The 17,916-nt window shown below is 74.7% G+C and carries 19 protein-coding genes; 15 read left to right on the top strand and 4 right to left on the bottom strand.

Annotated features, from left to right (window positions below; genetic code table 11):
- The first annotated feature begins 31 nt into the window (after positions 1 to 31).
- Positions 32 to 1,609 carry a mechanosensitive ion channel family protein gene (locus tag B1A86_RS09575; RefSeq protein WP_078025504.1) on the top strand — a complete coding sequence of 526 codons (1,578 nt, stop codon included), beginning with the start codon at positions 32 to 34 and terminating at the stop codon, positions 1,607 to 1,609.
- Between the two features lie 16 nt (positions 1,610 to 1,625).
- On the opposite strand, the gene B1A86_RS09570 is transcribed toward B1A86_RS09575, so the two are convergent.
- Positions 1,626 to 2,162 carry a universal stress protein gene (locus B1A86_RS09570; protein WP_049147497.1) on the bottom strand — a complete coding sequence of 179 codons (537 nt, stop codon included), beginning with the start codon at positions 2,160 to 2,162 and terminating at the stop codon, positions 1,626 to 1,628.
- 73 nt (positions 2,163 to 2,235) lie between these two features.
- Complete coding sequence (locus B1A86_RS09565) at positions 2,236 to 3,051, bottom strand: MBL fold metallo-hydrolase (protein ID WP_078025505.1); 816 nt, start codon at positions 3,049 to 3,051, stop codon at positions 2,236 to 2,238.
- 12 nt (positions 3,052 to 3,063) lie between these two features.
- On the opposite strand from B1A86_RS09565, the gene B1A86_RS09560 reads away from it, so the two are divergent.
- The 5 genes from B1A86_RS09560 to B1A86_RS09540 all read left to right on the top strand — a co-directional run bounded on the left by B1A86_RS09560 (position 3,064) and on the right by B1A86_RS09540 (position 9,416).
- Positions 3,064 to 4,215, top strand: a complete 1,152-nt coding sequence (locus tag B1A86_RS09560) for a glutathione S-transferase C-terminal domain-containing protein (protein WP_078025506.1) — start codon at positions 3,064 to 3,066, stop codon at positions 4,213 to 4,215.
- A gap of 200 nt (positions 4,216 to 4,415) precedes the next feature.
- Positions 4,416 to 5,183, top strand: coding sequence for a LamB/YcsF family protein (locus B1A86_RS09555; protein WP_078025507.1), 768 nt, complete (start codon positions 4,416 to 4,418; stop codon positions 5,181 to 5,183).
- Positions 5,180 to 6,940 (top strand): carboxyltransferase domain-containing protein, encoded by a 1,761-nt coding sequence (locus tag B1A86_RS09550; protein WP_138976814.1) that lies wholly within the window; start codon positions 5,180 to 5,182, stop codon positions 6,938 to 6,940. The genes B1A86_RS09555 and B1A86_RS09550 overlap by 4 nt, the downstream gene beginning before the upstream one ends.
- On the top strand, positions 6,937 to 8,712 hold the full coding sequence (locus B1A86_RS09545) for a biotin carboxylase N-terminal domain-containing protein (RefSeq protein WP_078025510.1): 1,776 nt from the start codon (positions 6,937 to 6,939) through the stop codon (positions 8,710 to 8,712). The genes B1A86_RS09550 and B1A86_RS09545 overlap by 4 nt, the downstream gene beginning before the upstream one ends.
- Positions 8,709 to 9,416: a GntR family transcriptional regulator gene (locus B1A86_RS09540; RefSeq protein ID WP_078025511.1), complete on the top strand. Its 708-nt coding sequence runs from the start codon at positions 8,709 to 8,711 to the stop codon at positions 9,414 to 9,416. Before B1A86_RS09545 ends, B1A86_RS09540 begins: the two co-directional genes overlap by 4 nt.
- A 22-nt stretch (positions 9,417 to 9,438) precedes the next feature.
- Here B1A86_RS09540 and B1A86_RS09535 read toward each other — a convergent pair whose 3' ends face one another.
- Positions 9,439 to 10,251 (bottom strand): putative hydro-lyase, encoded by an 813-nt coding sequence (locus tag B1A86_RS09535; protein ID WP_036339768.1) that lies wholly within the window; start codon positions 10,249 to 10,251, stop codon positions 9,439 to 9,441.
- On the bottom strand, positions 10,244 to 11,527 hold the full coding sequence (locus B1A86_RS09530) for an NRAMP family divalent metal transporter (RefSeq protein WP_078025512.1): 1,284 nt from the start codon (positions 11,525 to 11,527) through the stop codon (positions 10,244 to 10,246). The genes B1A86_RS09535 and B1A86_RS09530 overlap by 8 nt, the downstream gene beginning before the upstream one ends.
- Before the next feature lie 168 nt (positions 11,528 to 11,695).
- On the opposite strand from B1A86_RS09530, the gene B1A86_RS09525 reads away from it, so the two are divergent.
- The 9 genes from B1A86_RS09525 (at position 11,696) to B1A86_RS09485 (ending at position 17,914) form a co-directional block, all read left to right on the top strand.
- Complete coding sequence (locus B1A86_RS09525; protein ID WP_078025513.1) at positions 11,696 to 12,451, top strand: VIT1/CCC1 transporter family protein; 756 nt, start codon at positions 11,696 to 11,698, stop codon at positions 12,449 to 12,451.
- 467 nt (positions 12,452 to 12,918) lie between these two features.
- A complete protein-coding gene (gene rpmB, locus B1A86_RS09520; RefSeq protein WP_002858335.1) occupies positions 12,919 to 13,155 on the top strand; it encodes a 50S ribosomal protein L28 in 237 nt (78 codons plus the stop codon).
- A 1-nt stretch (position 13,156) separates the two neighbouring features.
- Entirely contained in the window at positions 13,157 to 13,324 is a 168-nt protein-coding gene (gene rpmG / locus B1A86_RS09515; protein WP_002858336.1) for a 50S ribosomal protein L33, read from the top strand.
- 1 nt (position 13,325) lies between these two features.
- A complete protein-coding gene (rpsN, locus tag B1A86_RS09510; RefSeq protein ID WP_002858338.1) occupies positions 13,326 to 13,631 on the top strand; it encodes a 30S ribosomal protein S14 in 306 nt (101 codons plus the stop codon).
- A 229-nt stretch (positions 13,632 to 13,860) separates the two neighbouring features.
- Positions 13,861 to 14,142, top strand: a complete 282-nt coding sequence (locus B1A86_RS09505) for an HU family DNA-binding protein (protein ID WP_002858339.1) — start codon at positions 13,861 to 13,863, stop codon at positions 14,140 to 14,142.
- A gap of 150 nt (positions 14,143 to 14,292) precedes the next feature.
- On the top strand, positions 14,293 to 14,988 hold the full coding sequence (locus B1A86_RS09500; RefSeq protein ID WP_078025514.1) for a hypothetical protein: 696 nt from the start codon (positions 14,293 to 14,295) through the stop codon (positions 14,986 to 14,988).
- 110 nt (positions 14,989 to 15,098) lie between these two features.
- Entirely contained in the window at positions 15,099 to 15,782 is a 684-nt protein-coding gene (locus B1A86_RS09495; RefSeq protein ID WP_078025515.1) for a copper resistance CopC family protein, read from the top strand.
- Positions 15,783 to 15,885: 103 nt separating this feature from the next.
- Positions 15,886 to 16,515, top strand: a complete 630-nt coding sequence (locus B1A86_RS09490) for a copper chaperone PCu(A)C (RefSeq protein ID WP_078025516.1) — start codon at positions 15,886 to 15,888, stop codon at positions 16,513 to 16,515.
- The gene (locus tag B1A86_RS09485; protein ID WP_061873115.1) at positions 16,502 to 17,914 is read left to right on the top strand and encodes a Dyp-type peroxidase; all 1,413 of its coding nucleotides are present in this window, start codon (positions 16,502 to 16,504) and stop codon (positions 17,912 to 17,914) included. Before B1A86_RS09490 ends, B1A86_RS09485 begins: the two co-directional genes overlap by 14 nt.
- Positions 17,915 to 17,916 lie beyond the last annotated feature (2 nt).

Here is a 17,916-nt window from a genome sequence, read left to right as displayed (position 1 = left end):
TGCGTCCGGGGGCGGGTGTCAGACTGTCGTCATGGTCCTCCCCGTCCTGCCCGCCCTCGCGACCCCGCCCCTGCTGACCGCCCTGGACCGCCTCCTGGCGGGCGAGACCGTGCCGTCCGGGGTGGAGGGGGACATCCAGGACGGGGCGGCCGCCACCACCCGGGCCTTCGGCGTGGAATGGGGGACGCTGCTGACCGTGCTGATGGCGTTCGCGATCGGCGCGGCGGTCGTGTACCTGGCCCTGCAGGTGGCACGCGTCGTGCTCGTGCGCCGCCCCGCGTTCCAGCACGGCGCCGCACGGCTGAGCCTGCCGGCCGCCGTCGCCGCCGGCCTGCTGGCCTCCCGGATCTGGCTCGGGGTCATGGCCGAGGAGCAGGCCTGGTACCGGCCGGCGTCGTTCCTCTTGCTCATCGCCGTGGCCGCCGCGGGCGCGTGGGCCGCGTGGCGCCTGGTCGGCGTGATCGAGGCGGGGATCCTCGGCCGCTACCAGGAGACCGGCGTCGAGCACCGCCGCGAGCGACGCATCCGCACGCAGACCATCCTGATCCGGCGCATCCTCAACGCGGTGATCGTGGTGGTGGTCGTCGCCGTGGTCCTGCTGGGGGTGCCCGAGGTGCGCTCGCTCGGGGCCGGCCTGCTCGCCTCCGCCGGTGTGATCTCGGTGATCGCCGGCCTGGCCGTGCAGTCCACGCTGACCAACGTGTTCGCCGGCTTCCAGCTCGCCTTCACGGACGCGATCCGGGTGGGCGACGTGGTGGACATGGAGGGCGTGTTCGGCACCGTCGAGGAGATCACCCTGTCCAACGTGGTGGTCAAGCTCTGGGACGGGCGACGTGTGGTCTACCCGTCCTCGCACTTCACCACGCAGCCGTTCGAGAACTGGACGCGCGTGGGCACCGAGGTCTCCGGCGTCGTGGAGCTGGACGTGGACTGGCGGGTGCCGATGGACGCGCTGCGCGCACGGCTCGCGCAGCTGCTCGAGTCCACGGACCTGTGGGACGGGCGCGAGCACGCGCTGCAGGTGACCGACGCGACCGGCGGCGTCGTGCGCATCCGCGCCGTGGTCTCCGCCCGCAACTCCGGCGACCTCTGGGACCTGCGCTGCCTCGTGCGCGAGGACCTCGTGGCCTTCCTGCGCCACGAGCACCCCGAGGGCATCGTGGTGCAGCGCATGGTGGTCCGGCACCCCGCCCACGACGACGCGGCGCCCGCCTCCGAAGGCTCCGACGCGGGGGCCCGCGGTGGCGACCGGACGGGTGAGCCGGGCCCGGACGGCTCCGGGGTGGCGGCCCGCGAGCCGCGCCCGCGCACCGCGCCGCTGCCGCGCGTCGACGGCGCCGATCCGCGCCCGCACACCCTCACCACACCGCTGACCCGCGTGGGCGACCACTCCGGCCTGTACACCGGCTCGATGACGGCGGTGCAGCGCAACCGCGAACTCGCCGGCCCGGGCGAGGAGGCGTTCGCCGAGCGGCGCGCCCAGCAGGCCAAGCAGGCGGCGGAGGCCGCGGCGGCGGACGAGGCCGGGCGGCGCAGCGGCGCCGGCTCCCACGCGGACGGCCCCCTCGACGACGCCGTCACGCGCCGCCGTCAGGACGACGAGGACTGAGGCCCGGCGGGAGCGCTCAGCGCTCGAGCGTCGGGTCCCCGGAATCGACGGGCGTGAGCCGACGCCGCTCGGCCATCGGCTCGGACGCGGGCAGGCCGTGGGCGGCCGGGTCCGTCTCGGCGACGTGGCTCACGGCCTCGGGCGTGTGGTCCCCGTACTGCCGGTACTCCTTCACGCACAGCACCGGCTGATCGATCTCCTGCAGCAGCTCGTCCGAGACCGATCCCATGACGAACCGGCCGAAGCCGCCGCGGCGGCGCACGCCGATGACCACGATGGACGGGTCCAGCTCCGCGGCCACGTCCTTCATCTCCTCCACCGTGGACCGGCCGCGCGCGTACTGACGGAACTCGGCCGTCACGCCGGAGGCGTCCAACCGGGCCTGCACGCCGCGCTGCTGCTCCTCCGTGACGAGGGACTTGGTGCGGTGCTCGCCGCCGGGGCCCGCATTGACCACCACCACGTGCTCGCCGGTGGAGCGGGCGATGTCCAGGGCGGTGTCCAGAGCGGCGTCCGCGGCCTTCGAGGGGGCGTAGCCGACGAGGATGGTCATGGGGTGCCTCCGCGGGGTCGAGGGGACGGGTCTGAGGTCAGCGTAGTGCGGACCGGGCCCGCGGCGGAGGGGCTCAGTCCTCGCGCAGGTGGCGCAGGTGCGCGGCCACCGTCTGGACGGCCACGCGGGCCACGGTGCCGGTGAGGCCGGGGTAGATGCGCGGGGCCAGGTCCTCGGGTGTGATCGTCGCCGCCTCGGTCTCGGGCAGCGCGGCCAGGGCGGCGCGGATCTGCTCCAGGCGGCCCTCGCGGTGGTGCCGGTAGTCGCGGGCGACGACGTCGAGCGGCTCCGGCACGGGCCCGTGCGCGGGCAGCACCGTGAGCGGGCCCGCCGCCTCGAGGCGGCGCAGGCTGGCCAGGTAGTCGGTGAGGGTGCCGTCCGGGTGGTCGAGCATGGTGGTGCCCGAGCCGAGGATGGTGTCGCCCGTGATGACCGCGCCGTGCGCGCCCGCGTCCGGGACGGCGAACGAGTAGGAGTCCGAGGTGTGGCCCGGGGTGTGCCACGCCAGCATCGGGGTGCCGGCGGCGTCGATCCGTTCGTCCGGCGTCAGGACGGCGGCCCCGCCGCGGCACCAGTCCGGGTCCGCGGCGCGCACGGGGGCGCCCGTGGCCGCGTGGAAGGCGTCCACCCCGCCGGTGTGGTCGGCGTGCCGGTGCGTCACCAGGATGAGCGCGATCCGGCGCCCCTCGGCCGCCGCACGGACGCGCTCGAGGTGGGCGGCGACGTCGTCCTCCGGACCCGGGTCCACCACGACGGCCGCGTCCGAGTCCGGTGCGGCGACCACGTACGTGTTGGTGCCCGCGAGGGTCATCGGGGAGGGGTTCTGGGCGGTCACGCAGCGCACCAGCGGGGCGGGCGTGGGGCCGGGCGTGGCGGTGGTCGTCGTCATAGGCTCGAGTGTATGGAGAACCAGCAGACCGGCCAGGCCGCGGACCGCGGCACCATCGACACGCGCGAGGGGTTCACGGGCAACTACGTGCAGTCCGGGGCGGAGTTCACGCGGGACACGAACTACATCGCGGACCGGATCGTGGCGGACCCGGAGGCCGTGCGGGCCCTGCCCGTGGCCGAGCCGTCCACGGTCGGCCGCGTGGGCGGCGGGCTCACCGAGGGGGCCGAGGCGTGGCCCGTCGAGGAGGGCCGCTACCGGCTCGTGGCGGCGCGGGCGTGCCCGTGGGCGAACCGGACGATCATCGTGCGTCGCCTGCTCGGCCTGGAGGACGCGATCTCGCTGGGCACCCCGGGGCCGACCCACGACGAGCGCTCCTGGACCTTCGACCTCGACGAGGGCGGGAAGGACCCCGTGCTCGGCACCGAGCGGATCCAGGAGAACTACTTCACGCGGTTCCCCGACTACCCGCGGGGCATCACGGTGCCGGCGATCGTCGACGTGCCGACGGGCGGCGTCGTGACCAACGACTACCCGCAGATCACCCTCGACCTCTCGACGGAGTGGACCGCGTTCCACCGCGACGGCGCCCCGCAGCTGATCCCCGACGCCGGGCCGGAGCGGGACGAGATGTTCGAGGTGATCGAGCGCGTGTTCACCGAGGTGAACAACGGCGTGTACCGGTGCGGCTTCGCGGGCTCGCAGGAGGCGTACGACGCCGCGTACGAGCGGCTGTGGACCGCGATGGACTGGCTCGAGGAGCGCCTGACGACGCGCCGCTTCCTGATGGGGGAGCGGATCACCGAGGCCGACGTGCGGCTGTTCACCACGCTGGTGCGGTTCGACCCCGTGTACCACGGGCACTTCAAGTGCAACCGGAACAGGCTGACCGAGATGTCGGCGCTGTGGGGTTACGCGCGCGACCTGTTCCAGACCCCGGGCTTCGGCGACACGATCGACTTCGCGCAGATCAAGGAGCACTACTACGTGGTCCACGAGGACATCAACCCGACGGGCATCGTGCCCGCGGGCCCGGAGCTGGCGAGCTGGCTGAGCGAGCACGGGCGTGAGGCGTTCGGCGGGGACCCGTGGGGCGGCGGCACCGCACCCGGGCCCGTGCGCGAGGGCGAGCGCGTGGACCCGGAGCACACGCCGCTGCGGTGACGTCGCTCAGCCCGGCCCGCAACGCGGGTTGAGTTGTCGCGGGTTCTGGGCCGGGACACCCGTGAGAACTCAACCCGCGTTGCCGTGCGGACCGGGTGAGCGCCAGCAGGACGCGGCGAGGATTGTTGAACAATCCCCCCTCATGCCTCAAGATTGTGTGACCGGCACCTCAGCCGGGCCCGATCCGAGAGGACTGCACTGTGTCTCACGCGCCGCAGATCGACCTGAACTCCGACGTCGGCGAGTCCTTCGGCTCGTGGACGATGGGGGACGACGCCGCCATCATGCCCTCCGTCTCCTCCGCCAACGTCGCGTGCGGCTTCCACGCGGGCGATCCCTCGGGGATCGCCCAGACCTGCCGTGACGCGGTCGCCGCCGGCGTCACGATCGGCGCGCACGTGGGCTACCGCGACCTCGCCGGATTCGGCCGCCGCTTCCTGGACTGCACGCCCACCGAGCTGGCCGATGACGTCCTCTACCAGATCGGCGCCCTCGACGCGCTCGCCCGCGCGGCCGGCGGCCAGGTCCGCTACGTGAAGCCGCACGGCGCCCTCTACAACACGATCGTCCGTCACGAGGCGCACGCCCAGGCCGTCGTCGACGGCGTCAGGGCGTTCGGCTCCGACCTCCCGTTGCTGCTCCTGCCCGGCTCCGTCGCCCTGGACAAGGCGGCCGCCGCGGGGCTGCGCGGCGTCGCCGAGGCCTTCGCGGACCGCGGCTACAACCCGGACGGCACGCTCGTCTCCCGCCGCGAGCCCGGCGCGGTCCTCCACGACGAGGACGACGTCGCCGCCCGCATGGTGCGCCTGGCCACCGAGGGCGTCGTCGCGGCGGTGGACGGCACGGACGTGCGCGTCGACGCCGAGAGCATCTGCCTGCACGGCGACACGCCCGGCGCCGTGGCCATGGCCGCGGCCGTGCGCCGCGCGCTCGAGGGCGCGGGCGTGTCCATCAAGGCCTTCGCATGAGCGCCCCACATCACCCCGCCGCCGAGCCGCCGGCCCGCCCGATCCGCTGGGTCGGCACCCAGGGCTTCCTCGTCGAGTGCGCCTCGCTCGAGGACGTCATGGCCGTCCACGCCCACCTCACGGCCCACCCGGAGCGCGGCCAGCGCCAGGTCATGGCCGCCGCCGCGACCGTCCTGGTGACCTTCACCTCGCAGGCCGCCGCCGAGCACGCCGCACCGCGGGTCAGCACTCTCACCCCCGACGCCGGTGAGGTGACGGGGGGTCGGATCGTCGAGATCCCCGTGGTCTACGACGGCGAAGATCTCGCCGAGGTCGGCCGGCTCACCGGGCTCGGCGTCGACGGCGTCATCCGGGCCCACAGCGAGGCCGACTGGTTCGCCGCGTTCGGCGGCTTCGCGCCGGGGTTCATGTACTGCGCCTCCGAAGCGGCCCCGTTCGAGGCGCCCCGCCGCAGCTCGCCCCGCACGGCCGTCCCCGCGGGCGCCGTCGCCGTCGCCGGGGCCTTCTCCGCCGTCTACCCGCGCACCTCGCCCGGCGGCTGGCAGCTGCTCGGGCACACCACCGCGGCCCTGTGGGACCTCGGCCGCGAGCAGCCCGCCCTGCTGCAGCCCGGCGACCGTGTCCGCTACGTCCCCGTGCGCCCGACGGCGTCCGTCACCTCCGGCACGGACGCGGCGGTCGACGCCACCCCGCCCGCCGACGCCGCGGCCGGCCTCCCGTCCGTGGCCGGCCGCCGCGGCGTCACCGTCGTGGACCCGGGGCTCCTGACCCTGGTCCAGGACCTGGGCCGCCCGGGCCTGGGCGACCTCGGCGTCGTCGCGTCCGGCGCGGCCGACCGGGACGCGGCACGCCAGGCGAACCGGCTCGTGGGCAACCGCTCACGCGAGGCGGTGCTGGAGACCGTCCTGGGCGGCCTCACCCTCGCTGCGCACGGCCACCAGGTGATGGCCCTGGCCGGCGCCGAGGCCGGCGGGACGATCACCGCGGCCGACGGCGCCGCGCGACGGGTGCCCGCCCGCAGCCCGTTCGTCGTGCTGGACGGCCAGACGCTGACGGTGGACGAGCCGGTCGGCGGCCTGCGCGTGTACGTGGGCCTCCGGGGCGGGATCGACGTGCCGCCCGTGCTCGGCAGCCGCTCGACCGACACCCTGTCCGGGCTCGGCCCCGCCCCGCTGACGGCGGGGGACCGCCTCGCCCGCCGCGTCGGCCCGGATGCGAGGGGCGCCGCCGGCGCCTCCGCCGCGAGACCGACCGCCGCCGGCGCCCCCGCCTCGGAGGAGGCCGGCGTCGTGATGGTGGGGGACCCGGAGACCTCGCTGCGCCCCATGCCCGCGCCCGGCCAGGTGGCCGTGCTGCGCGTGGTCCCCGGCCCCCGCGACGACTGGTTCGGCGAGGCGGGCCTGGAGCGGCTGTTCACGCAGGACTGGGACGTGAGCCAGCAGACCGACCGGATCGGGGTGCGCCTCACGGCCCCCGACGACGGCGCACCGCTCGAGCGCGTGCGCGAAGGTGAGCTGAAGTCCGAGGGCGCCGTGCGCGGCGCGCTGCAGGTGCCGCCCTCGGGTGAGCCCGTCCTGTTCCTCTCCGACCATCCGGTCACCGGCGGCTACCCGGTGATCGGCGTCGTGGCCCGCGCGGACCTCAGCCTGGCGGCCCAGCTGCCGCCGGGCGCCCGCGTCCGCTTCGTCCCCCATCCCCGCCCCGGCGCCGAGACCGTCGTCGACTCCGCATCGCCCTCCGAGGAGACCCCCGCATGACCACCACCCCCGCCGCCCGCCCCGTCACGCGGGTGCTCATCGCCAACCGCGGCGAGATCGCCGTGCGCGTGGCCCGCGCCGCCCGCGACCACGGCATCGCCTCGATCGCCGTCTACTCGGATCCGGACGCCGACGCCCTGCACGTGGCCGTCGCGGACGAGGCCTTCCACCTGCCGGGCGCGTCCTCGGCGGACACCTACCTGAAGATCGACGCGGTCCTCGACGTCGCCCGCCGCGCCGGCGCCGACGCCGTGCACCCGGGCTACGGCTTCCTCTCCGAGAACGCCGACTTCGCGCAGGCCGTGATCGACGCCGGGATGACCTGGATCGGCCCGTCGCCGGACGCCATCCGCGCCCTCGGCGACAAGATCACCGCCCGCTCCCTCGCCCAGCAGGCGGGCGCCCCGCTCGTGCCGGGTTCGGACGGCCCCGTGCCGGACGCCGCCGCCGCGCGCGCGTTCGCCGAGGAGCACGGCCTGCCGATCGCCATCAAGGCGGCCTTCGGCGGCGGCGGCCGCGGCATCCGCGTGGTGCGTGAGCTCGGCGACGTCGAGGACGCGTTCGAGGCGACCGTCCGCGAGGCCGTGGCCGCGTTCGGGCGCGGCGAGTGCTTCGTGGAGCGCTTCCTGGACCGCCCCCGCCACGTGGAGGCCCAGGTCCTCGCCGACGAGCACGGCCACGTGGCCGTGCTCGGCACCCGCGACTGCTCCCTGCAGCGCCGCAACCAGAAGCTCGTGGAGGAGGCCCCGGCGCCGTTCCTCACGGACGAGCAGCGCGAGCGCATCCACACCTCCGCCCGCGAGATCTGCCGCGCCGCCGGGTACACCGGGGCCGGCACGGTCGAGTACCTCGTGGCCCCGGACGGCCTCATCAGCTTCCTGGAGGTCAACACCCGCCTGCAGGTGGAGCACCCCGTGACCGAGGAGGTCTTCGGCGTGGACCTGGTGCGCGAGCAGTTCCGCATCGCCGCCGGTGAGCTGCTGAGCATCCCCGAGGACCCGACCCCGCGCGGCCACGCCCTCGAGTTCCGCCTCAACGCCGAGGACCCGGCGTACGGCTTCCTGCCCGTGCCCGGCCCGATCGACGCGTTCGAGGCCCCCACCGGCCCCGGGGTCCGCATGGACTCGGGCGTCCGCACCGGCTCCGTGGTGCCGGGGGAGTACGACTCCCTGCTCGCCAAGCTCATCGTGTGGGGCGAGGACCGCGCCCAGGCCATCGCCCGCGCCCGCGACGCCCTGGCCGAGCTGCGCATCGACGGCGTGCCCACCGTGGTGCCGTTCCACCGCGCCGTGCTCGAGCAGGACGCCTTCACCTCGGGGGACCGCCTCGGCGTCTACACCACGTGGATCGAGTCCGAGTTCGCCGAGCCGCTGGCCGAGTCCCCCTACCTGGGCGCCGAGGTTCCCGCGGGCGGCCGCACCTCCGTCACCGTGGAGCTGGACGGCCGCGCCGTGCGCCTGGGCCTGCCCGCGGATCTCTACGCGGCCCTCCTCGGCGGCGGCGGTGCGGGTGCCGCGGCCCCGGCTGACGCCGCGGGCGCCGGGAAGCCCGACGACGACGGCGCCGTGGCCTCGCCGGTCACCGGCACCCTGGCCTCGTGGAAGGTCGAGGACGGCGCCGAGGTGGCCGAGGGTGACACGGTCGCGATCGTGGAGGCGATGAAGATGGAGACGCCGATCCGTGCCCCGCGTGCGGGCCGGATCCAGCTCCTCGTGGCCGAGACCCCGGCCTCGGTGACGCGCGGCCAGGCGATCTCCCGGCTGGGGGCGTGAGGGTGCCGACGCGCGACGGTGTCACCGGGGACGACCTCGCGCCCGGCGCCGGTGACGGGGAGTCCGCCCCGGCTCCGGCCCCCGTGGCCGCGGCCGCACAGCTGCGGCAGCGGATCGCGGCGGCCGGGCTCGTGCCGGGGGAGCGGCTGGGAGAGGTGGCGCTGGCCGCCGAGCTCCAGGTCAGCCGCAACAGCCTGCGCGAGGCGTTCACCATGCTGGCCTCGGAGGGCCTCGTGGAGCGCCGGCCGCACCGCGGGGTGTTCGTGGCGGCGCCCGGTCCGGAGGACGTGCGCGGGCTGTACCGCACGCGTCGGGTGATCCAGCTCGGCGCCCTCGAACACGGCGAGCTCACCCCCGGCGCGGCCCGCCAGCTGCGCTGTGCCCAGGACCTGCTCTCGGGCGGCCCGGACACCCCCGCGCGGGTCCTGGGCGACGCCAACCATCGCGTCCACGTCGGCATCGTGGACCTGGCCGGCGCTCCCGAGCTCACGCGGCTCATGGCGTCGGTGCAGGCCCGCGTGCGCCTGGCGTTCCATCCCATGGACGAGCAGACGCGCCTGCACGTGCAGTTCGCGGACCGCAACCGGTGGATCGTGGAGCGGCTGCTGGCCGGCGACCTCCCCGCGGTGCACGCCGTGTTCGGCGACTACCTGGACGAGGCGGAGCAGTTCGTCCTGGCGCACCTCGCCGCCGTGGGGGACTGACCGCCTCCCCGGGCCCGGACGGTCACGGGACCTGGAACATCCGGTCCGGCAGGTCCGTGATGAGCATGTGCCCGGGCGCGTGCGTGATGGCCAGCGGCGGGCGGGACTCCATGATCGCCGCCTGCGGCGTCACCCCGCACGCCCAGAACACGGGCAGGTGGCCCTGCGGGACCTCGACGGCGTCGCCGAAGTCCGGTGCCGACAGGTCCGTGATCCCGAGGCCGGCCGGGTCGCCCACGTGCACGGGCGCGCCGTGCACCGCGGGGTAGCGGGAGGTGATGCGCACGGCGTCGGCCACGCGGTCGGCGGGGAGGGGGCGCATCGAGACCACGAGCGGGCCCGAGAGGCGGCCCGCCGAGGCGCAGCGCCGCGTGGTGCGGTACATCGGCACGTTCACGCCGGCGTCCTGGTGGGCCATCCGGATGCCCTCGGCCACCAGGGCGGACTCGAAGGTGAACGAGCAGCCGATCACGAACGTCACGAGGTCGTCCCGCCACACGTCGAGCAGATCCGTGGGGCGGTCCGTCTCGACGCCGTCGCGGTACACCACGTACTGCGGCACGTCCGTGCGGACGTCGCCGTCCAGTGCGGGGCCGTTGACCTCGCCGGCCTCGAACACGCCGAGCAGCGGCAGGGCCTGGGGGTTGCGCTGGGCGAAGAGCAGGACGTCGTAGGCGTGGTCCTGCGGGATCGAGACGAGGTTCGCCTGGGCGTAGCCGTCGGCGATCCCCGAGGTCGGCCGCACGAGCCCCGCGCGGAAGCGCTCGCGGGCCTGCGCGGGGGTCGTGGCGCCGTCCAGCGGCGGCAGCGGCGTCGTCGTGGTCATCTCAGGCACCGGTGATCATCGTGACCATGGGGACGAACCCGCGCACCGCGATGAACACGGACACGAGCCACGCGAGCGCGCCCATCACGAGCAGCCACGCCGGGTAGCGGTAGCCGTGCAGCAGGTCGCGGCGGCGCCAGGCCACGTAGAGGAGGGCCGCGAAGCCGACCGGCAGGATCATGCCGTTGAACGCGCCGGCGAACACGAGCAGCGTCTGCGGGGCCTGGCGCAGGGCCAGGTAGAGGGCGGTGCAGACCACGATGAACGCGACGGTCAGCAGGTTGCGGGTGCGGACGCTCGTGGTGGAGCGGGTGACGAAGCTGATCGAGGTGTACGACGCGCCGATCACGGAGGTCACGGCGGCGGCCCACAGGACGATGCCGAACATGCGCAGCCCTATGTCGCCGGCGGCGGCCTGGAAGGCGGAGGCGGCCAGGCTGTCCTTGGACAGGACCGCGCCCGAGGCGACGACGCCGAGGATCGCCAGGAACAGGAGGGCACGCATCAGGCCGGTCACGAGGATCGAGGCCACGGAGCTGCGGGTGATGTCCTGGACGTCGTCCACGCCCTTCACTCCGGAGTCGATCATGCGGTGGGCGCCCGCGTAGGTGATGTAGCCGCCGATGGTGCCGCCCACGAGGGTGACGATCACGAAGAAGTCGACCTTCTCCGGCATCACGGACTGGCGCAGGGCCTCACCCACGGGCGGGGCGGAGGTGATGGCCACGTACAGCATCAGCAGGATCATGACGGCGCCGAGCGCCACCACGATCCGGTCCAGGGCCACGCCGGCGCGCTTGGAGAGGAAGATCAACAGCGCGATGAGCGCGGAGACGCCGCCACCGATCAGGGGGTCGACGCCGAGCATGGCGTTCGCGCCGAGGCCGGTGCCGGCGATGTTGCCGATGTTGAAGACCATGCCGCCGAGGAACACGAGCGCGGCGAGGACCCAGCCGAGGCCGGGCAGGACGCGGTTCGCCAGCTCCTGGGCGCGCATGCCGGAGACGCCGATGACGCGCCACACGTTCATCTGGACGGCGACGTCGATGAGGATCGAGACCAGGATGGCGAACGCGAACGCGGCGCCCATCTGGACGGTGAACGTGGCGGTCTGCGTGATGAAGCCGGGGCCGATGGCCGAGGTGGCCATGAGGAACATGGCGCCGAGCAGTGCGGTGCGCCGGGTGGCGCTCGCGGCGCGGGAGTCGGTCTTCGGCGCGGTGCCCGAGGGGGTCGAGCCGTCCGGTCCGGCGTGGGGGATGTCTGCGTGGGACACGGTGGTCACCTTCGTCGAGGGCGCCAGGCGAGGTGACGGGCGTCACGAGGCGCTGGGGAGACGGTAGCTGTTGTTGAACAATCCTGGCAACAGCACCAGCGAGTCTCGTGGCATCCCCGTCCGAAGGAACGCCTCACCTGCCTGGCGCACCCCGCCCCGCGCCGCGACCATGGAGACATGTCGCACACGTCTGAACAGTCCTCGCCCCTCGCCGATCAGGTCCCGCCGGGCGGTCCCGACGAACCGCACGCCGCCGAAGGCGTGCATGCCCGCCTCAACTGGCTCCGCGCGGGCGTGCTCGGCGCCAACGACGGCATCGTGTCCGTCGCCGCCACCGTCGTCGGAGTCGCCGGTGCGACGACGGCGCTCACCCCGGTCCTGCTGGCCGGTGCCGCCGCCGTGGTCGGCGGCGCCTTCTCCATGGCGCTGGGCGAGTACGTGTCCGTCTCCTCGTCCTCCGACTCGCAGAAGTCGCTGATCGCCAAGGAGCGCCGCGAGCTCGAGGAGGATCCCGAGGGCGAGCTGGAGGAGCTCGTGCAGCTCTACGAGGCGGACGGCCTGAGCCGGGCCACGGCCGAGGCCGCTGCGCGGGAGCTCACCGAGAAGGACGCGCTCGCCGCGCATCTGCGCATGGAGCTGGGCATGGCGGAGGAGGACGTCGTCAGCCCCTGGGCTGCCGCCGGGGCCTCCTTCCTCTCGTTCCTCGTGGGCGCGCTGCTGCCCTTCCTGACGGTCGTCCTGGCGCCGGTGGACTTCCGTATCCCGCTCACGTTCGGGGTCACCCTCGTGGCCCTCGCTGTGACCGGCTGGGTCGGGGCCCGGCTCGGCGACGCGCCCGCGCTGCGGGCGGCCGTGCGCGTCGTCCTCGGCGGTGCCCTGGCGCTCGGCCTGACCTTGGCGGTGGGCTCGCTGCTGGGGGCGTCGGTCGCCTGATCCGCGCCGCAGGGGTGGGCCGGCCCAGCGCCCGTGGCCGCGCCGAGCCGTGGCGAGCGGAGCGGCCCTGGGGGCCGAGGACCGTGCGCATACCACAGGCGCCCCCCGTCGAGTTGAAGCGACGCCCACGGTTCGCGTAAGGTGGGACGGCGCACGCCGCGTTGTTCTCGTCGTTCCATCGGTCAGGTGACCGGGGGGCGGCGGGTCGGAAAAGCAACGCGCTCCCGCAGACCGGATCCCGGGACGTCCTCAGGACGGACCGGGGCTCACCGTCCACACCAGCGATCCCATAAGGAACTTCGGTTGGCTCTCACCCAGCCTGGTCCCCCTTTTCGAGAAGTCGCAGTAAGAGTGCGGTGTCCACACCCGGGGCGGGGCTCACAACAGGTGTCCGCGGACAGGTCCGCGGCTCGCCGCCATGCGGGTTCCGCCCGTCCTTTTACTACTACTTGCCACGAGGAGTGATCATGGCAGCTCACTGCCAGGTAACCGGGGCTGGGCCGGGATTCGGCCACAGCATCTCCCACTCGCACCGTCGCACCAAGCGCCGGTTCGACCCCAACATCCAGAAGAAGACCTACTGGGTCCCCTCCCTGCGCCGCAACGTCACCCTGACGCTGTCCGCCAAGGGCATCAAGACCATCGACGTGCGCGGTATCGACGCCGTCGTGGCGGACCTGATCGCGAAGGGAGTGAAGCTCTGACATGGCCAAGGACAAGGACGTTCGTCCGATCATCAAGCTGAAGTCCACCGCCGGCACCGGGTTCACCTACGTGACCCGCAAGAACCGCCGGAACAACCCGGACCGCATCACCCTGAAGAAGTACGACCCGGTGGTCCGCAAGCACGTCGACTTCCGAGAGGAGCGCTGAGATGGCCAAGAAGTCCAAGATCGCCAAGAACGAGCAGCGCAAGGCCATCGTGGCCCGTTACGCCGAGAAGCGTCTCGAGCTGCGCAAGACCCTCGTGGACCCGAACGCGTCGGACGAGGCCCGCGAGGCCGCCCGCCTGGGCCTGCAGAAGCTGCCCCGCGACGCCTCCCCGGTCCGCGTGCGCAACCGCGACGCCATCGACGGTCGCCCCCGCGGCACCTTCCAGCGCTTCGGCATCTCCCGCGTGCGCTTCCGCGACATGGCGCACCGTGGCGAGCTGCCCGGCGTGACCAAGTCCTCCTGGTGACCTGAGGCCCGGTCTCCGGGCGCTCGGCACCACCGCGACGGCGGCGTCCCTCCTCAGGAGGGGCGCCGCCGTCGTCGTGCCTCGGGGATCAGGGCCGCCCGGGTCACGGGAAATCGCGGATTCTCGCGGTTCAGGGGGCGATTCGCCCGCGGAGAGGTGGTACGTTCACAACTGGCAGCCCGGTCCGAACGGCCCGGGAACCGTAACCGACGTCCCATAGGGAGGACCCATGGCCATGAACCGCAAGGAACTCGTCGCCGCCGTCGCCGAGCGCTCCGGCAACACCCAGGCCGCCGTCAGCGATGTGCTGGACGCCCTCTTCGAGGTGTTCACCGCCCAGGTCAAGAAGGGCGAGAAGGTCTCGATCCCGGGCTGGCTGGCCGTGGAGCGCACCGAGCGCAAGGAGCGCACCGGCCGCAACCCGCGCACCGGCGAGGAGATCACCATCCCGGCCGGCCACTCCGTGAAGGTGACCGCCGGCTCCAAGCTCAAGGCCGCCGCCTCCGAGTGATCCCGGCCGCGGCGCGCGTCTCCGGACCCACGCCGCAGGACGGGCGTCCCACCCTCGGGTGGGGCGCCCGTCGTCGTCTCCGGCCGCGTAGGATGGGCGGACGATCGTCCGGCCGACGTGGACCGGGGCCGTGAGGAGAGGAGTCGTGGCATGCGCAGCGCCGTCGCCGCCGCTCCGTGGGCCCCGTCCGGCCTCGAGGACCCCCGTCCGCGCGTCGTGCGTGGACCGGCCCGTCTGGCCCGGGGCTGGGCCGGGGCCCTGGCGATGACCGCCCTGGCCGCGCTGTTCCACACCGCTGCCGAGCCCGGTCACGGGTTCCCCGAGGTCGGCGTGGTCGCCTTCGCGGCCGTCCTCGCCGCCCCGCTCTGCACCGCCCTGGCGGGCCGCGCCCTCTCGCTGTGGCGCACCGCCGCGGCCGTCGCGATCGCCCAGGGGCTGTTCCACGTGCTCTACGGGCTCGCCGCCGGCGGGCCCGCCGTGGCGCCTGCCGCCGGCGTCGACCCGGCCCACCTCGGCCACGCCCGTCCCGGCACCGGGGCCCTCCTGGCACCGGGGGAGGCCCTGTCCAGCGCCCCCACCGGCCACCTGACCGACCTGCGCATGCTCGCGGCCCATGTGATCGCCGCGGTCCTCACCGTGCTGGTGCTGCGGCGCGGCGAGGCCCTCGTGCTCACCATCGCCGAACGCGTGGTGGCCGCCGTCTGCCCGCCGCCGGCCGCGCACGGCCCCCTGCCGACGCCGGCCCGCGTCCGGGTCCCCGTCCCGCCGGCGCTCCGTCCGGCGACGTCCCTCGCCCTCCTCAGCTCTCCGGGGCGGCGCGGCCCGCCGTTCGCCCTCGCGGCCTGAGGACGCCGGCTCCGTCCGCGTCTCGAGGCCCGACCGCGCCCGACGACCCTTCGGAACGGTCCGCCCGCGACTCCCGTCCGGGACCGCGGCAGACCCGTGAGGACACCACCATGCATCACCAGACCACCCCTGTCCGCCGCGCCGCTCGCGCCGCCACCGGACTCACCCTGCTGCCCGCCCTCGTCGTCGCCGGGGCCGCCCCCGCGGCCGCGCACGACGAGCTCATCCGGACCGCCCCCGCAGTCGGCGAGACGGCCACGACGGCGCCGTCGGAGGTCTCCCTGACCTTCAGTGGCGAGCTGATCGACGGCGAGGGCATCCAGAACCTCCTGCAGGTCCGCGACGCCGACGGCAATCAGTGGCAGTCCGCTGCCGGCACCGTGGACGGCTCCACCTTCTCCGCGCCGCTGTGCGAGGGGCTGCCCAACGGCGACTACGAGGTCGCCTACCGCGTCGTCTACTCGGACGGGCACTCCGAGGAGCGCTCGTTCGACTTCGCGGTGGACGACCCGGCCGCACCGGCCGCCGGCACCGCGCCCCAGGGCTGCGGCACCGCCGTCGCCGGGGCCTCGACCGCCGCCTCCCCGGAGGCCGCGGCAGGTCAGGGCGACGCCGCCTCGGCCGAGGCGACCGCGCAGGCGGACGCCTCCGACGCCGCGCAGCCCGCGGACACCGACGCGCTGCCCGCCTGGGTGTGGGTCGCCGGCATCGCCGGCCTGGCCGTGCTCGTCGTGGCCTTCCTCCTGATGGGCCGCCGCGCCCGCGCGCTCGGCCACCTCGACGACGGCCGCTGACCTCCGATCCCCGGTCGGCCCCCTGAGGGGGCCGGCCCCGCCCTCGCGCGCCCGAACGCCCCGCGCGTCGTCGCGCGCCCGCCTGACAAGGAACCCCACAGACGTGACCACCACCTCTCCCCGCGCCCCTCGCCGCCTCGGCGCCGCCGCCGTGCTCGCCGTCGCCGCCCTCGGCCTGACGGCCTGCGCCGGAGACGACGCCGGCTCCGCCCCGAGCGCGTCGGACGCCTCGAGCGTCGCGCCGGCCACGGACGCCGCCCCGGCCTCGGATGCCTCGCCGGCCGCGTCCACCGCGGACGGCCAGGCCGCCGGCCTCACGATCACCGACCCCTGGACGAAGGCCACCGAGGAGGGCATGACCGGCTCCTTCGGCATGCTCGAGAACTCCTCGGACCAGGACCTGCACATCGTCGGCGTCCGCTCGGAGCTGGGCGAGACGGTCGAGCTCCACGAGATGGTCTCCGGCGAGGACGGCCAGATGGTGATGCAGGAGAGCCCCGACGGCTTCACCGTGCCCGCGGGCGGGAGCCTCGAGCTCGCCCCGGGCGGCAACCACGTGATGTTCATGGGCCTGACCGACCCGATCGAGCCGGGTGAGGACGTGACCTACGACCTCGAGCTGGAGGACGGCTCCACCCTCGAGGTCACCTCCGTGGTCCGGCCCTTCACCGGCGCCAACGAGTCGTACCACGGCGGCCAGTCCCACGAATCGGAGGACCATGCCGACCACTGACCCCGCCGTCCGGCCGGACGACCACCACGGGTCGGGCGGGCGCGAGGGCGCCCGCCCGGCCCCGGGGGGCCCCTCCCGCCGCGGCCTGCTCCTCGGGGCGGGCGCGGTGGGCGGCGGCCTGCTGGGCACGGCACTCGGCTACGGCGCCGGCCACGCGTCGGCCTCGACCGCCCCGGGCGCGTCCGCCGCGCCCGGGGCGGGGGCCTCGCCCTCCGAGGTCATGGGCGACACCGGCATCGAGGGCGACGTCGGCCGGGCCGGCTGGGCCGAGCCCGGCGGCCAGGCCGCCCGGGTGGCCGTCAGCTCGCCCGTGGGCACGGACACCGTGCCGTTCCACGGGCCGCGCCAGGCCGGCGTCGACACCCCCGCCCAGGCCCACGCCGTCTTCCTCGCCCTCGACCTGCGCGAGGACGCGGACCGGGTGCGCATCGAGCGGATGCTGCGCCTGCTCACCGACGACGCGGCGCGTCTGACCCAGGGCCGCGCCACGATCGCCGACACCGAGCCGGAGCTCGCCGCCGCCCCCGCGCGGCTCACCGTGACGTTCGGCTTCGGCCCGGAGCTCGTCCGCCGCGTGGCCCCGGACCGGGCCCCGGCCTGGCTGCGCCCGCTGCCGGCGTTCGAGCAGATCGACCGCCTGGACCCCGCGTTCAGCGACGGCGACCTGCTGCTGCAGATCTGCGGCGACGACCGGATGTCCGTGGCCCACACCCGGCGCATGCTCCTCAAGGCGGCCCGGCCGTTCGCCACCGAGCGCTGGGTGCAGGAGGGCTTCCGCTCCGCCCGCGGCGCCCACCCCACCGGCACCACGATGCGCAACCTCTTCGGGCAGGTGGACGGCACCGGCAACCCGGCGGCGGACACCCCGCACCTCGACCGCGTGGTGTGGGGCGTGGGCGCCGAGCAGGTGGGTGTCACCCCGTGGATCCCGGACGGCACGTCCGTGGTGATCCGGCGCATCGAGATGCTCATGGACACGTGGGACGAGCTCGACCGCCCGGCCAAGGAGAAGGTCATCGGCCGTCGCCTCGGCACCGGCGCCCCCCTCACGGGGGAGCAGGAGCACGACGAGCCGGACTTCGACGCCGTCGGCCCCACGGGCTTCCCGGTCATCTCGGACATCGCGCACCTGCGGCGGGCCCGCGGGGAGGAGCCCGAGTACGGGATGCTGCGTCGCGGCTACAACTACGACGACCCGCGCGGGGCGCTGGAGGCGGGCTCCGGCCTGATCTTCGCCGCCTACCAGGCGGACGTGGACCGACAGTTCGTCCCCGTCCAGGCCCGGCTCGCGGAGTCGGACCACCTGAACCTGTGGACCGTGCCCGTCGGCTCGGCGGTCTTCGCGATCCCGCCCGGCTGCGCCGAGGGCGGGTTCGTGGGCGACGCCCTGTTCGCCTGACC

Source organism: Micrococcus sp. KBS0714, assembly GCF_002008305.4.
In the GTDB taxonomy this organism is placed as follows: domain Bacteria; phylum Actinomycetota; class Actinomycetes; order Actinomycetales; family Micrococcaceae; genus Micrococcus; species Micrococcus luteus.
The sequence above is the reverse complement of the archived record's forward strand: the minus strand, read 5'-3'. Positions and strand labels throughout refer to the sequence as shown.